The organism is Klebsiella sp. CD33 (genome assembly GCF_051992865.1).
In the GTDB taxonomy this organism is placed as follows: Bacteria; Pseudomonadota; Gammaproteobacteria; order Enterobacterales; family Enterobacteriaceae; genus Klebsiella; species Klebsiella pneumoniae.
Map to the genome: position 1 here is coordinate 3,074,049 of NZ_CP197023.1, position 14,948 is coordinate 3,088,996.

Annotated in this window: 14 protein-coding genes and 1 pseudogene; 4 read left to right on the forward strand and 11 right to left on the reverse strand. The window is 47.3% G+C overall.

The features are described 5' to 3' along the window. Positions 1 to 25: 25 nt before the first annotated feature. Both ACR809_RS15315 and ACR809_RS15320 read right to left on the reverse strand, forming a co-directional pair. Positions 26 to 1,060: a phage major capsid protein, P2 family gene (locus ACR809_RS15315; RefSeq protein WP_023328071.1), complete on the reverse strand. Its 1,035-nt coding sequence runs from the start codon at positions 1,058 to 1,060 to the stop codon at positions 26 to 28. Positions 1,061 to 1,069: 9 nt separating this feature from the next. After that, positions 1,070 to 1,909, reverse strand: coding sequence for a GPO family capsid scaffolding protein (locus ACR809_RS15320; protein WP_040181436.1), 840 nt, complete (start codon positions 1,907 to 1,909; stop codon positions 1,070 to 1,072). 156 nt (positions 1,910 to 2,065) lie between these two features. Between ACR809_RS15320 and ACR809_RS15325 the strand changes: the two genes are divergently transcribed. From ACR809_RS15325 to ACR809_RS15340, 4 genes are all read left to right on the forward strand, one after another. Next, on the forward strand, positions 2,066 to 3,793 hold the full coding sequence (locus tag ACR809_RS15325) for a terminase large subunit domain-containing protein (RefSeq protein ID WP_040181438.1): 1,728 nt from the start codon (positions 2,066 to 2,068) through the stop codon (positions 3,791 to 3,793). Next, positions 3,787 to 4,848 carry a phage portal protein gene (locus tag ACR809_RS15330; protein WP_048289843.1) on the forward strand — a complete coding sequence of 354 codons (1,062 nt, stop codon included), beginning with the start codon at positions 3,787 to 3,789 and terminating at the stop codon, positions 4,846 to 4,848. Before ACR809_RS15325 ends, ACR809_RS15330 begins: the two co-directional genes overlap by 7 nt. A gap of 848 nt (positions 4,849 to 5,696) precedes the next feature. Further along, positions 5,697 to 6,488: a hypothetical protein gene (locus tag ACR809_RS15335; RefSeq protein WP_040181440.1), complete on the forward strand. Its 792-nt coding sequence runs from the start codon at positions 5,697 to 5,699 to the stop codon at positions 6,486 to 6,488. Further along, positions 6,488 to 8,758 carry a UvrD-helicase domain-containing protein gene (locus ACR809_RS15340; protein WP_122051407.1) on the forward strand — a complete coding sequence of 757 codons (2,271 nt, stop codon included), beginning with the start codon at positions 6,488 to 6,490 and terminating at the stop codon, positions 8,756 to 8,758. Before ACR809_RS15335 ends, ACR809_RS15340 begins: the two co-directional genes overlap by 1 nt. 290 nt (positions 8,759 to 9,048) lie before the next feature. Here ACR809_RS15340 and ACR809_RS15345 read toward each other — a convergent pair. The 9 genes and pseudogenes from ACR809_RS15345 to ACR809_RS15385 all read right to left on the reverse strand — a co-directional run bounded on the left by ACR809_RS15345 (position 9,049) and on the right by ACR809_RS15385 (position 14,891). Beyond that, positions 9,049 to 11,630 (reverse strand): annotated as a pseudogene (locus tag ACR809_RS15345) (replication endonuclease). Positions 11,631 to 11,647: 17 nt separating this feature from the next. Continuing rightward, positions 11,648 to 12,604, reverse strand: a complete 957-nt coding sequence (locus tag ACR809_RS15350) for a DNA adenine methylase (RefSeq protein ID WP_040181444.1) — start codon at positions 12,602 to 12,604, stop codon at positions 11,648 to 11,650. Next, the gene (locus ACR809_RS15355; protein ID WP_046623557.1) at positions 12,601 to 12,828 is read right to left on the reverse strand and encodes a ParE family toxin-like protein; all 228 of its coding nucleotides are present in this window, start codon (positions 12,826 to 12,828) and stop codon (positions 12,601 to 12,603) included. The genes ACR809_RS15350 and ACR809_RS15355 overlap by 4 nt, the downstream gene beginning before the upstream one ends. An 8-nt stretch (positions 12,829 to 12,836) precedes the next feature. Continuing rightward, on the reverse strand, positions 12,837 to 13,391 hold the full coding sequence (locus ACR809_RS15360; RefSeq protein ID WP_227508577.1) for a 3'-5' exonuclease: 555 nt from the start codon (positions 13,389 to 13,391) through the stop codon (positions 12,837 to 12,839). An 8-nt stretch (positions 13,392 to 13,399) separates the two neighbouring features. Further along, positions 13,400 to 13,624, reverse strand: a complete 225-nt coding sequence (locus tag ACR809_RS15365) for a hypothetical protein (protein WP_004213098.1) — start codon at positions 13,622 to 13,624, stop codon at positions 13,400 to 13,402. 68 nt (positions 13,625 to 13,692) lie between these two features. After that, on the reverse strand, positions 13,693 to 13,965 hold the full coding sequence (locus tag ACR809_RS15370; protein ID WP_023329526.1) for a hypothetical protein: 273 nt from the start codon (positions 13,963 to 13,965) through the stop codon (positions 13,693 to 13,695). A 15-nt stretch (positions 13,966 to 13,980) separates the two neighbouring features. Next, on the reverse strand, positions 13,981 to 14,358 hold the full coding sequence (locus ACR809_RS15375; RefSeq protein ID WP_040181449.1) for a hypothetical protein: 378 nt from the start codon (positions 14,356 to 14,358) through the stop codon (positions 13,981 to 13,983). Between the two features lie 15 nt (positions 14,359 to 14,373). Then, positions 14,374 to 14,592 (reverse strand): hypothetical protein, encoded by a 219-nt coding sequence (locus ACR809_RS15380; protein WP_004216643.1) that lies wholly within the window; start codon positions 14,590 to 14,592, stop codon positions 14,374 to 14,376. A 20-nt stretch (positions 14,593 to 14,612) separates the two neighbouring features. Further along, a complete protein-coding gene (locus tag ACR809_RS15385) occupies positions 14,613 to 14,891 on the reverse strand; it encodes a regulatory phage cox family protein (RefSeq protein ID WP_020806130.1) in 279 nt (92 codons plus the stop codon). Positions 14,892 to 14,948: the final 57 nt, after the last annotated feature.

Sequence of the window (14,948 nt, forward strand, 5' to 3'; positions counted from 1 at the left end):
GCTGCCCGCCATGTGATGGGGATTATCAGGCGAATGTCACGCCGTCGATCATGGCAATCATGCCGTACTCTTCAATGACATAGTCATCATTGCTGGACTGGTAAGTCGCCACGCGGTTGTATTGCGGCTCTTCCCGGATAGAGCGACGCAGGGAGCCTTTCTGGTAGTACACAGAGAGGTTTTTCAGGTTGGTGATGAGCACGACATCTTCAGGAATGCCCGGGACAAAGACCGTCGGCAGGCCGCCGATCTTTTCCTGGCTGACAATGAGCTGCGCGGCCAGTAGTTCGGTATTCGGATTGGTCTGGCTGAGCGCGTTCACTTTCGGCAGGTTCACTTTCAGCAGCAGATCGGACGAGAGCACAGTCACCAGACCGGGAGCGCGGCGGAACCAGGGATCCATAAGGCTGTGGCGTGCATCGAGCACGGCGGCATCAATATTGCCGTAGGTGCCTGACGCAATTACCGCGTTATTCTCATCACGGGAAGTCAGCGTGATACCTGGCATAATGCGCTGCGGCGCCTCATTGCGGATCTTTTGCAGCCAGCCAACGCCGCAATCCTGCAATAACGGATAGGTCGTGCGGTCGGAGTTTTCAGAGTAATGCGTGCCATTAAAGCCAATCATCTGGCGATCCAGCCCAAGCTGACGGGCCATCGCATTACTGATTAATGACTGAAATTCAGGGTGACCGGCCCACGCGTCCAGCTCCGCATACGAAAGCGCATAGTCATAGTTGGTTTTGCGGCAGTGGTAGTTCTGCGGCTCTTTGTTATGGTTCGGTGCAGGGTTACGGCGGTTGGTGCCGTCCGAGCTGTTATTGGTGCTCGCCATCGGTCCCTTACTGCCAATTTTTACTTTCTGCCCTTCCTGCTCTTTAACCCCAAAGTGGTTAACCAGCTTCATGAAGTCATCCGACTCCATGGCGGCCTGTTCCAGTTTTTGCTGGATAGTCGGATCGACGCTGAAACGATTGGCAACGGCTGAGGGTGAGACACCGTTCAGATGTGCCTGGCGCACAATGTACTTATCAAATAGTTCGCGGGTCTGGTTTTCCATGGTTACCTCTTAGAAGTCTGCAAGCTGCACGCTGCTGTTGCCGGTTGCCGCCGGTCGTGCGCTGTAATTTTCTGCGGGCTGGAGCTGAAGCTGACCGCGCAGCTCGTTAAGTTCGCTGGTCAGTTGCTGAATGGTGGCTTTATCCTGTTGGCGGTCCTGTTCCAGGGCACTGAACCGGTCAATCTGGTCTGCCTGAGATTGAGCAACGGCTTCAACAACCTGATGCAACTGACTGAACCGCTGATCGTCGGTTTTCTGGCCTTTACCAAGGATGCCCATCACGCGGTTGAACCAGTTGACGCCCTCCTCGCTGCGATGAGCGGCCAGTTCGATCACTTCAGCTTCAAGCGCATCAGAGAACAGCGGCGCCTCGATCTGCTGGTTATTGAAGGCCATCACCTGCGCGCGCTGCTGCGCAGCAAATTTAAGGCGCTCAGTCCCCAGACTTGCCGGGGTGTCCGTCATCGCCAGGCCGACCACATACGCCTTACCGTTAAGGGCAAACTGCGGATGCAGCTCAATACTGGAATAGATTTTTTTTCCTTCATCGGTGAGCTGCTTCATTCGTGCCGAAGCGTCGATCTCGGCATAGAGCGCCGTACGACCGGCCAGCGGCCCTTCGGTGATATCCTCCGCGCTTAAAGCAACAACATCCCCCATGGCGCCAAAATTGCTGTCAGGAAGCATGGAGAGATAGTGCTCCACGTTCACGCGGGCGCCGTAAACGGCCGGGTTGTAGCTCGCCGCCGCATCGCGGAGGTGCTGCGGCTGGATCTCGCGCCCGTCAACGGTGGCGCCGGAAACCGCAACGCGAAACTTTTTGCGGGCGGGTTTAGTCGTGCTGGCCATGTCGTTTTATCCTGTTGATTTATGTCAGTCGCTGCATCATCGCAGAGCCTGAAAGCCCGGCGCCACGCGGTTTTGTTGTCGGAGAACGGCCAGACCTGAAAGCCCGAGCCGCGGGGATCGCGCGCAGGTAATCTCCCTGCTCAAAAGGGGGAAGTGATGATTCAGGATGCGTTTATTCGATTAAGGGCAAAACAGCTCTACTGGCAGGGTTACCCGCCCGCCGAAATTTCGCGACTCATGGGCATCAACTCAAACACGGTTTATTCGTGGAAAAAGCGCGACGCATGGGATGACACAACGCCCATCAAACGGGTGACGCAATCCATTGATACCCGTCTCTGCCAGCTGAGCGCGAAAGACAATAAAACCAGTGGCGATTTCAAAGAGATTGATCTGTTAACCCGGCAGTTGAAAAAGCTGGATACCGGGCAGGCCTCCACTACCACAGGCGCTAAAAAAACCAGTCGACGCAAGAAGAAAAATCACTTCTCCGAGGAGCAGATCGAGGCGTTGCGCTTAAAAATTCTCGACTCTCTCGCATGGCACCAGCGCGGCTGGTACGAACAGCGCGATCAGCGTAACCGGATGATCCTCAAATCGCGGCAGATTGGCGCTACCTGGTACTTTGCACGCGAGGCGTTGCTGGGCGCACTGAGAACGGACGTTAAGCACGACTACCAGCGCAACCAAATCTTTCTGTCAGCATCACGAAAGCAAGCGCTACAGTTCCGCAACTTCATCCGCAAAGCGGCTGAAGAGGTGGACGTCGAACTTAAAGGTGGTGAGCAAATTACGCTGTCAAACGGCGCGGAGCTGCATTTTCTCGGGACATCAGCTGCGACCGCGCAGTCCTACACGGGGCACCTGCGATTTGATGAGTTTTTCTGGACCGGAAACTTTATCAACCTGCGCAAGGTTGCCGGCGCCATGGCAACGCTCAAAGGCTTAACACGCACGTACTTCTCCACGCCATCGAGTGAAAGCCATGAAGCCTATCAGTTCTGGACCGGCGATCGATGGAATGCGAAACGACCTAAAGCGCAGCGGGTTGATTTCGACGTGTCCTGGAAGAAAACGCATAGCGGCGTGCTTTACCCGGATAAAACGTGGCGGCAGATCGTCACTATTCAGGACGCTATCAACAACGGCTGGGACTACACCGACATTGATGAAATCCGGGACGAAAACAGCCCTGATGAATTTGAAAACCTGTACATGTGCGAGTTCGTCAAAGACGGCGAAAGCGCGTTCAATCTTAGCCAGTTACTGGGGTGCGGCGCTGACGGGTATGACGACTGGCCCGACTGGAAACCGTTCGCCAGTCGCCCTATGGGGCAACGTGAGGTGTGGCTGGGCTACGACGCCAACGGCGGCAGCGGCAATGGTGATGCCGGTGCTCTGTCCGTGACGGTCCCTCCCCTTGTAGCCGGCGGCCGATTTCGCACGGTTGAATTGAAGCAACTGCGAGGGCTTGAGTTTGAACAGCAGGCGGCGGTCATCAAAGAGGCTGCCGAGCGCTACAACGTCACTCACATCGCCATTGACGGGCAAGGCGTCGGGGAGGCGGTCTGGCAGATTGTTAAAAATTGGTTCCCAGCCGCTATTTGCTACCAGATGAGCCTCTCTTCCAAGCGCGCCCTTGTCCTCAAAATGTTGCAGGTCATCCGCGCCGGCCGCTGGGAATATGACCGCAGCGAGCAGGGCCTGGTCAGAGCCTTTAACGCTGTTCGCAAAGTTGTTACGCCCGGCGGTTTCATCACTTACGAAACTGACCGATCGCGCGGCGTAAGCCATGGTGATATGGCGTGGGCAACCATGCTTTCGATTATTAATGAACCGTTGGGCCAGGAAAGTGGCGGCGGTGGTTTCGCAATGGGATGGTAACTGTGAAAAAGAAATACGGTAAAAAGCCGATAGCCAGCACCGCCGGTTCTGACATTGCGGAGTCACTGAAGGCCGATCCCGCGTTGACAGCGTTCAGCTTTGATGGCCCTTATCCCGTGCGTGATATGGCCGATTTGCTGGACAATCTCTATTGCCTGGACAACGGGCGATACTATGAGACGCCAGTGGATTTTTACGGGCTGGCTAAAGCTCCACGTCAGAGCGCCTGGCATGAGTCAGCGTTGTATTTCAAACGAAATGTGCTCACCGGCTGCTTTATCCCGCACAAGCTGCTCAATCGCCAGACCTTTTCCGCGTTTGTGCTGGACTGGTTCACGTTTGGCAATGCCTATCTCGAATTGCCGCGTAATCGCCTGGGCGGCCCGCTACCCTTCAAACACTCTCTGGCGAAGTACACCCGGCGTGGGAGCACAGATCTCGATCAATACTGGTTTATCCGGCGCTGGAAAGAAGAGCACACGTTCAAATCAGGAACGGTTTGTCACGTTCTGAACCCTGATATTAATCAGGAGGTCTACGGTATGCCGGAATATATGGCAGCACTGCTGGCCGCCAGCCTGGCCCACTCCGCTGACATGTTCCGTAAGTTGTACTACGACAACGGATCGCATGCTGGATGTATTGTCTATATTGGCGCTGGACAGGTTGATGATAAAAGCATGAAGGCAGTCAAAGAGACGTTGACCGGTGCGCGTGGGAAAGGGGCATTTAAAAACCTGCTGCTGCATGCGCCAGGCGGCGGCAAAGACGGCGTGCAAATCCTCCCCTTCCAGCAGATCACGGCGAAAGATGAGTTTATCAACATTAAGAACGCCACACGTGACGACATACTCGCAGCGCACCGTATCCCGCCGCAGCTGATGGGCGCCATGCCAGAGGGAAACGGCTCATTTGGGGATATCGAGAAAGCCGCCCGGGTCTACGCTATCAACGAGCTGACGCCCGTAATGGAGGCGCTGAAGGTGGTCAATGAGTGGATCGGAGAAGAAGTGATCCGCTTTAACCCTTACGCATTGCTTACCGCTGAGAAATAACCGCCAGAAAACTCAGTTTCTTTAAACAACATCAGCCATTTATAACAGGCCAGCGTTTTCGCTGGCCTCATCTTTTCTGCTGAAAAAATCCCGCATCAGCGCCCCTCTGCGCGTCGCTGCTTTTTCCCAGCAAAGGGCATGCCTCCAACCAAAACGACCGCTCACCGTGACGCAGAAACCGTCAAATTGCGTATTCTGCCGCCTTCCCTACCCTGACCCGCTTGCGGGGGCTTGCCCCCCGTCACCTGCGCGCAACTATCCTTCCTTTTTTCGTGCATGCTTAGAATCAGAGCTGCATACCTACTGTGGCGCAATACACGAAATATCGATATCAATAGATCATTTGCAATTTTGTGCAAATAAGTTCAATAACAACCACTAATTTTCACATTTAACTCACTAGGATGTTTCCCAGTCAATTAGTAGAAGTATCTAAATCTTTTGTATAGCTGGGTTAGGAGAATTTAGTCAATTTGATTAGCGTTCGTTATGGATAGTCCATATCAAATAAAAAAACATCATCGAAGTACAACGTGCACTAATGTTATGGAGAACATAGCTTTCCAATAAATGAGCACGCCACCCCAATAAAAATCATACAGTTACATTAAATTTATTGATTTAAATCAAACAATCATAAAAATTCCATTGACAAAAGCAACGGTAGCTAAATTCAAGGCATCCATGAAACAACCAAAACTTATAATGAAATGTTATTGATAATTATTCATCGTATGTATATATAATAGATAAGAAACCATAAGTACATTTCATCAGAATCCAAGTCAAAGGATTGATGATAAAGCACTTATAGTTTAGGGCTCTGATATTCAAAATAAGGAGATTTTATGCAACGTGACATGGTTGATGTTACGGATGATAGGACTTTAACCCAAGGGACAATTTTTAATTGTGCTTACTCAGCCTCTTACCCTAACAATGAAACTTTAGGTCTTGTGATCACCGCAAGATGTGATATTGCAAATAAAGAAAAGGTTAAGTTTTACAATTTTATTCCAGCAGTTCCATTCAGCATCTGGAGAGATAAAGAATTACAACCAATAGTAAAAAAGCAAGTTTTTAAAAATTTAAAAAGACAATTTCTTGAGCTTCTTGAAAAAGCATCTTTCTCAGAACTCAATGTTACAACTTATGGTTATCACAGGATATACGCCGTAATAAAAGAAAAGAATTTACTAAATAACAGGGAATTAACACGCCTAGATTCACTTCAAACTAAAATAAATTGCTTAGATGAAAACTCAGCATATGAAAAAATTATTATCCATTTTCGAGATGAATGTGAAAAGGCCCTCAAAGATATAATCGAAAATAAAAACCCTGACTATTTTTTTATTGATAATGTTGATGGTTACAATTCTGTTGTTGTCAACCTAAGAGAAATTTATGAATTGAACATCTCCTTAGCAAAAAAAATACCAAATGGTATTGAACTAGATAATGGTGAAAATTATTCAGGCCTAAACATAAATGTAACAAATAAGTTTTGCAGTATTGTAGGCCAACTCAAGTCACCATTTATTGAATTACTTATGCAGCGTTTTACTAATAATTTCGTTAGGGTTGGCGTTGCAAATCACCATAGTAAATTATTAACAACAATAATGGATGCCAAATAATGAACTTTATTGCTATAGAAAGTAATGCAGCGCGGAAAATAGTATCGGAAAGGATGCTTCAGTCTGCAGATTACGACAAGGGCCAAATTTTGGCACGCTTATTAAAAGATGGTAAAATATCCGACTTCAGTTTAGACATTAAAGCCTTGTCTATAAACTCCGGAATTTATATTTTAAGTAAAAACCCAAATAAGAAAAACCTGTTGATATTCGATACCACTACATTTAATGGTTTTCAAAGGAGTAGTAGTGAAGTTGTTACCATTCTTCAAAAATCGTGTAGATTAGCTATTAAGCTATGGGATAAAATTGGTCATAGTCCCTGCGAAAAAATAATTAATGGTACATCATTAATTACCCTTTTACCGCTCTCATTTACCACTGGAAAATCTTATAAAGTAATACTTGATAAATCTCCGGATAAGGAAAGGCAAGAAAAAAGGAATGAAAGTAGCTTCTTAATTTTTCAAGATGGGTATGATACAGCTGAGAACGAACCCAAGCTAGCTAATTTCCGAAAGGCAAAAGAAGGATTTTTGGAAATAGACCCCCTCACTTTATTTAAAAGTTCTGAAAACCAATCAGACCCATCAAGTTCTTATTTAAGTGTTAGCGAGATTCATGAAGCGGGGAATTTAAACAATCCTCATATGGGCTTAGATTACTGGACAAAAAACCTAACAGAAAGCCAAAAGAAATTTGTTTTCAGCGAAAGCTTTGGGCCAGACATTCTTAAAGGAGCTGCAGGAACAGGAAAAACATTAAGCTTAATCCTGAGATCTGTTGTTCAACTCAAAAATGCCAAAAAAACGGACAACCAACTTCGAGCGATCTTCATAACTCACAGCATAGCGACTAAAAATAACATTGAAAATTTAATAGCGTCTAACGGTGGAGATGAGTTCATTAACTCTGGTAAATTACAGTCAATTGAAGTTACTACTCTACAAGAATGGTGCATAAATAATTTAGGTAATAGAATATCTGCAACTGAATATCTTGATAGTGATGCATTAGAGTCAAAACAGTTGCAACTACTTTACATAAATGAAGCACTAGAGGATTTTTTCATCAAGGATTATGCTGGTTCACTTAATTTCATTTCGCCTAAACTTAAGAAGTTCTTTGGCAATAACGATCCTTGGGGCATATCTATATTACTCCAAGAGGAAATATCAACGTATATTAAAGGTCGTGCTGGTGATGATCTTAAGACCTATATGTCACTTCCCAGGACCAAAAATATCATCCCAATAGAGAACGATGATGATTTTAAAACTATATTCTCGATTTACAATAAATATCAAGAAAAACTTATAGCATTAAACTTGTTTGATAGTGACGACATTACTCTATCCGCGCTTAAAGAAACGTCAACTCCGATATGGAAAAGGCGTAGAATGACCGCTGGGTTTGATATTATGTATATTGATGAGACACATCTTTTTAATATTAATGAGCTAAGTTTATTCCATAATCTCCTCAAACCCAACTCTAATCATATTGTATTTACAATGGATCGAAGTCAAGCAACCGGAGATACGACTATAACCAAAGAAGATGTAGCCAAAGAACTTGATGCCAACTTAGCAAATGAGCATGGTTTAAGTGCTGTATTTCGTTCTTCTGAACATATCATAAATCTAGCAAGTTGTGTTTTAGCATCTGGGGCTACATTATTTCAGGAGTTAGAAAATCCTTTGGCAGAATCGATGACTGGCCATACATCTTTGATTGAGGATAAATGCTGTGTCCCATATATAATAACCAAACAAAATGCTTCTGAAGTTTACAGAGCATCTTTCTCTTTTGTTGATCATATTGCTCAAGAATTAGATATTTCAAAAAGTGATGTTTTAATAGTCCCATGTACAGATCAAGTTTTCAAGGAATTAAAAAATTTTGCTGAATCAAATGATAAGGAATATATATCAATTGAAAGGCGTGGTGATAATTTAGCTGTAGAAGCTGCAGCCACAAACAACCTTTATGTAATAGGAGGGATGGATTATATAGGTGGTTTGGAATTTTCAGTCGTAGTGATTGTTGGTGCTGATTCTGACAAATTCCCTGAACAATCGACTTATACTGGAGAATCTCTGCACTTCATTAATTACTCATCATTTAATAAATTATATGTGGCTATAACACGGGCTAAATATCAAATTGTTTTTATAGCTGAAAAGACTCAAAAAATAAGTCCATTACTCGAAACAGCTGTAACCGAGGGATTATTGACTTACAATGATGAACTTTCAAACAGACTATAATTAACAGATTTGCGCGTTATGTATTAAACATGATGCGCAAATTTACTTTTGCTCTAATAATTAGAGTTAAGCTATGACTTATTAATATACATCACTTATAAATATATAGTAAAATTCATATTCTTTATGGTTTTTAGCCTTCGCGAAAAGTTAGCCATGGCATTAATCTTTGTGATCTAATAAATTGATAGACTCTTCATGATCGTGCTCTACAATCACTGCTATATGGCTGTTAAAGATTAGATGTTCTGTTGAGTCGCCCCCATCGGAGTTGCTGATATATAATAATTTCATTGTTTACTTTCAACTTCAGCCTTGGAATTTTTGCTAGCTGTTTTCTTCCAGCGCACGACCAGTTCATACGCTGCTATGTATTCGGTTATTGATCCTACTTTATTACCAGAATCATCAACTGTTGCCTGTCGCAGAATGCCACTGCTGATAGCGTAAACTTGTCCGCCGTCCCGAATGCTAGCGTTGCTAACATTCGATCTCACTATTTTATCGCTGGCGAAGAAACAGTAGGTGCGCAGTTTATCGCAAACAATTACTATTGCCTTTTCGTTTATTAAGCTTTCTAGCTCCGCATATCTCTTCTTTAGCGGCTGCAAGTTTGCGGGGCTTTTTTCCTCAAAAATTCAGCACCCATAGCGTCATAATTTTCTGCCCACCGTTTCGCTACTAGTTGTAGCCGCTCATATCAGCGCAGATCCGCATCTTCCTATGTCATACTCATATCTTTACTATCGGTAACCTTTGCCCCCCCACGACAGCACATAGATATCATAATTCGACATGTGCAATTTTTTATGCGGCACACTCATATATCTGACCTTTCACCAAAATCTTGCCTCAAACTTTCGCTGATCTCCTGCCTTTGCTGGCGTGAATATCTTATGAAATCGACGACATTCTGCGTAAGTTCTGTCTTTAGTGGTGGTGGTTTTTCGTCCGATTCGGCGCGACCCGTACAGTTATTGACAGAACTCCAAGGGGCCGCGTCGCGGCCTTCTAAGGTCAAATTCTCGACCGGCGATGGCTTACGTTTCGGTACAATTTTGTAATCGTTGGTACGAGTATAAATGACCGCTTCACTGATCGTAAAAGGACAATAGACGCCGGTGATTTTGGCGACTGTGTCACCATAATCATTGCCGTTTTCGGTGTATTCGTAATGGAGGCGCACGCGCAGACAATCACGGGTTACAAACGGGCCGCCCTGGGCGTTGATGTATCCCGGCCAGTCGGGCGCATCAGCAGCAGCGCGGGCAGCTTCAAGTTCCGGGAGCAAGATAAGCTCACGACTTCCTAGCCGCCGCAGCTCCCGCCAGGTGGATACAGGCGCGCCACCAATCTGCTGGAATTGGCGAATACTCCAGCGCGAAGCCCACGCCCGCACGCGCTTTGCCATCTCTTTAACGGGCTTGCCTGACTCGTGATCAAACTCGCCATCCATTCCATAACCGTCGATATTTTTTGAGATGTACTTCGCGATGTATCCCGTTGCCGATCCAAACTCTTCATCAATTAGTTTGGCAGTAAAACGATACTCAGCCGCGCCGCGTTCGTTTCCATCCTCCTGGAGGGCGTACTCATGAAAAATATCAGTGGCAAGCTCCACCTCTTCAGGGCGGAGAAATAACAGCAGGTGCCAGTGTGGTGTTCCGTCGTGATGTGGTTCGGCTACACGAAAACCAAATGTGCGGATGCCTTCCCTCCCCCATTTGGCGCGGACACGCGACCAGACGTTGCAAAGGTACTTTTGAGTTTTGCGTGGGCTGGCATTGCAGTATTTATCGTTGCGCTTGCCGGAATGCACATGCGTGGCGTGATAACGTGACGGTGCGGTCAATGTGTAGAACATGCCAACCAGTCCCATCTCGTTAGCCATATCCTCAAAACCGCGCATGCGCACCATCAATTCGTGACGGGCGATCTTCGGGTTGGAAACGCTGCCCATGACCTTGTCGAGCAAGGAGGTACGCTCGCCAGTGTCCTGGTCTTCCAGCTCCATCGCCTGAAGGTATTCAAAGTTGGCTTTTTTTTGAGCTACCCACTCCCTGAGGCAAGGTTCAGAGCAATAAGGGGATGCCACTTTGCTGACGTAGCTAGTGGCGATCATGAGGTGCTCACGCCAGCGGTCATGAATTTTGCGGAGCTTACCTAGCCACCACTTTTCCTTTTGAAGTCTAGCAATGACACGTAATGCATCTTCTGCTGTCAGTACTTCATCGCAATACTGTTTCCAACCAGGGATTGCAATGTTGAGTGAGGTCGCTTTACTGGCAATGGCGCCGTAAGCGTAGATCGTGGAAAACTCCACATCTGCCGTTTTCTCGTACCGAAAATCAAACTCGCGCATAAACTCGCTTTTCATCAGGTTCGCGAGCTTATACGCCAGTCTTTTCAGGCGCTTTTTATCTGCCCATGGCAGCAGATGAAAATCATCACGTAGAGGAAAGAGAATTGCAGGCAGATTACCTTGTGGCAGATATTGTGCGTTTACCGCATCAACTCGACGCAATACATGGCGCTCAAACGTATTGAATAACCAGCGTACAGCCTCTTTCGGGTTCCTACGGTCCAGAGTTTCCAGGTGCATTGAAAAACGCTTGCGGATAAACGCAGGGAGAGCCAGGACGCGGCGCCGCAGATGACGCTCCAGTCTTGTGCGATCAAATGCCCTGCGCGCCTCCCCATCACGAGGGCGCAACGGTACCCGATAAACAACATCAACAAGATCGCTATAGGCAAGTGCCTTACGCTCGCCTTTTGGGGTGAGATACTCAATTGCAGACTCTTCGGCGTTGCTTGGATTAATAGCCCGCCGTTGGGCATTCCAGCTCCATGCCAGGGCTGTGGAATCAGGCATAGCTTACCGTCGTTATCTTATTTTGCCTGGGCTACGCCACAACAAGCCGGCACGCCAAACATTTCGGCATATGCCGCATCGCCCATAACCGCCCCACAGTCCGGGCAACCTCCACCACCAGAACGACCGCAACCGCCGCACACGCGAAGTACGCCAATCACTTCACCGGCAATATGGCGGGTTTTGGCGCTAACGGAACGTCGAACTCTGAATGCGTGGAGATTGAAAGCGGAGTAGATCTGGCGTGTTTCTGGTGTGTCGCTATTCGAGATGACCGAGCGCGTTCCATGCTGACGATTAACGTCCAGCAACGCCGTAACCAAAGCGCGGTGATCATCCAGGGTAAATGGCTTGCCGTAAGGGGTAAAACTGGCTGTTTTGCTAGTCGGGATGTACGGCGGATCGCAGTAAATCACGGAGTCCAGGCTATTCCTGGCGACGTACGGAATGGAAGTACGAAAATCATTACAAAGAAAGAGCGCGTGAGTATCCTGCGCCTTTTCGGCAAATAGGCGCATTTCTGCTTCTGGAAAATAAGGCGCCTTATAGCTGCCAAAGGGAACATTGAAACCGCCATCCCTGTTGGTGCGATAAAGCCCGTTAAAGCAGTGGCGGTTCAGGTATAAAAATGATGCCGCCCACCGTACAACGTAATCATCTGCACACTCGTCATCCCACGACAGGTGGTTGAACAACTTGCGCTCTTCGTAATAGCTATCTTCGTTATTGCCATTTCTGAATACGTTCCTGGCGATCAGTATCAATCTTTCTGGGTCTTCCCTGAGCGCGAGGAAGAAATTAATCAGTGCGCGATTGCTGTCACAAAGCACATAGCGGCGGTATTCCGTATTCATAAAGACTGTGCCACTGCCTACAAAAGGCTCAATCAAGCAATCGGCTTTGGGTAAGTGTTTCAGCAGCTCCGGCAACACGCGGGTTTTACCGCCAGCCCATTTAAGAGGTGACTTAATCATTTGCGGCATTCCTGGTTATAGGTTTCATGGGTCATCAGTCGCCACTGCTTACCACCGTTTTTGCTGAGCAAACGCCAACGGAGGCCAATGCGGATCACGAGATAGGCGTGTGGCTTGACGCGGGTGTAATTACGCTGTCCACGAGCAAAGCAATTCAGGGCGGCAAGCGCCCTCTTACAAACCGGCAACGGCGCGTTACAAACAACAGACAGACGCGAATGCATGGCGGCCCTCACAGCGATCCAATGTGTGGGGAGGTTAAGCGCTGCCAGATTTCGCAGACTTGCTCCGCTTGATATCGCGCGTCAGTGAGCGTGTAACATGCCAGGGCGCTTCTCGCATGAGGCGCATAGTCTGTGGCAGCAGCAAGGTCGAGAAGTGAACGAATGCAGCGATATTTTGTGCCTTCAGGAAAAATGCCTGACACCTCTAAGCGATCCACGGCATAACGAAGTGAAACCAGTTTTTCCGGGGCATCTTTGAACCATACGAATAACGCCGCGTTCCGGGGACAGGTATTGTCGGCGATGAAAGCAGCAAGGCTGCAAAGTGCATCTTCTTCAGCTTCGGTTGCGCTCATCACTTCGGCGCGCCAGTGAGAGTCTTTTTTCATCCAATCGAATGCCGTACTAATGCTGATACGGCCCTTCAAGCTTTCAGATTTACGAATGTCTATCGAAGAATAAAAAACCTTTCCGATCTGCCCTGTTGAGGGTTCAAAAAACACTGCTTCAATGGCACACAGAGGTGATGACGGTTTCTTACTAACGTTAATCAAATCGATCATTACGTGATTCATGGTCTACTGCCCTCGCTGGTGATTGTTTCGTGGTTGGCTATCCACTGCTCAAGTGCTGAATAAATCTCTTCGGGGGTAAGGCCTTGCTCTTTCAGTAGGCCCATACGAATGCGCAGCAATCCGAGTAAGTGGGCGCGCTCGCCTTTGCGCGCATTGGTGCTGATTCCCATAAACTCTGGATCGCTTATTCCGCCTTCCGGCTTTATTGACGTAACCGACATGCAACCTCCTGAAAAAGGCAAAACGAATCCCCGGCAAAGTGAATGCCGTCATTTTTAAAGCGGGTTAATTAATTGTTTGGACGCTGTTTTCTTTTAATCTGCTTAAATATCCTTTCATGCCAGTAATACATGAAATCAATAAAGGTCATTCGCGCGCGATCGTGATTACCGCGTATTGCTTTTTCGAGCCCGTAAATGATTAAATCTTTAGACGGGCTTTTTGAACTAATGGTGATACGAGCGCCATTTTTTAGATGTACAGTGAACCCCTGCTCGGCACTTTCCACTGCTTCTCGAATCAGCATTTCCTGTTCAAAGGATGTTTTTTCTTCGGTGAACATGGCGTACTCCGATGATCAGTTAAAGCGAGGGGGCTCCAGCCGCCAGGAGGCTCTAGCTCCCAGTTTCAGGTGTTCCAGGATCTCCGGTGTAACCTCTACGGTTACCTCCTGCGGCTGAACAAACTTCATAGCCTTCTTCAGTTGCTCAGCGTCCAGAGATAGCAGGTCGTATGGTTTAGGGATATCACCATCGGTGACGGAAATAATGATGTTGCGGAGTTCTTCAAGAGTGCATTCATCATTCTCGCCTTGAAGCATTGCGAAATGATAAAGGTGGGATACGCCATGGCGTAAAAGCTGGAGAGAGTAATCATGATTCCATTCCAGAAACTCTTTATTGAAATGGAAGCATTGTAAAAGCGAGTTAATTTTGTCTGCATATTCGAGTTTCATTTTCGCTCCCAGAGATTAAAAAGCAATAAACCGCTTTTTACTCATGATTCTGTCAATCGTTCGGCATGCTTCTGATAAAGCAAAGTCGATGCCGTAATAATGGCCTGTGTGCGTAATTTGATAGCGCTGGCGGTTGTACGGTTTTTTGCGTGGGAGTTTCAGAATAGTAAAGCCACAGTAGAGGCTGGTTTTGCTATTGAGCTGTGATACTGATCCGCGGTTACCGTTCTTCATGTTTCCTCTCCTGAAACCGGCTATCGACCTGGCTCACCGAGACCAAGCCACATCAACCACCCTTCCCTGATCTCCTTCGGACGACTTTCGTAGGCCAGCTTCATGCCGTTGTTCCAGGCTGGAAGGTAAACCCAGTACTCGCCCGCACGGCCAGAAGTTGACTGGGGATCGGTCATCTCGATTACAGGAAGCTTCCCTTTTTCGATCATGCCCTTCACCGCTGCAGGGGTTTTCCCGATGAGTCTGGCGAACTCCTGATAAGGCACAGCATCCGTGCTACTTACAAGCTGTTTGCTCATCTGTTACATTCTCCTTTAGGGTAATTAATTGCTCTTAATGGGTTTTAATTGCCCGTT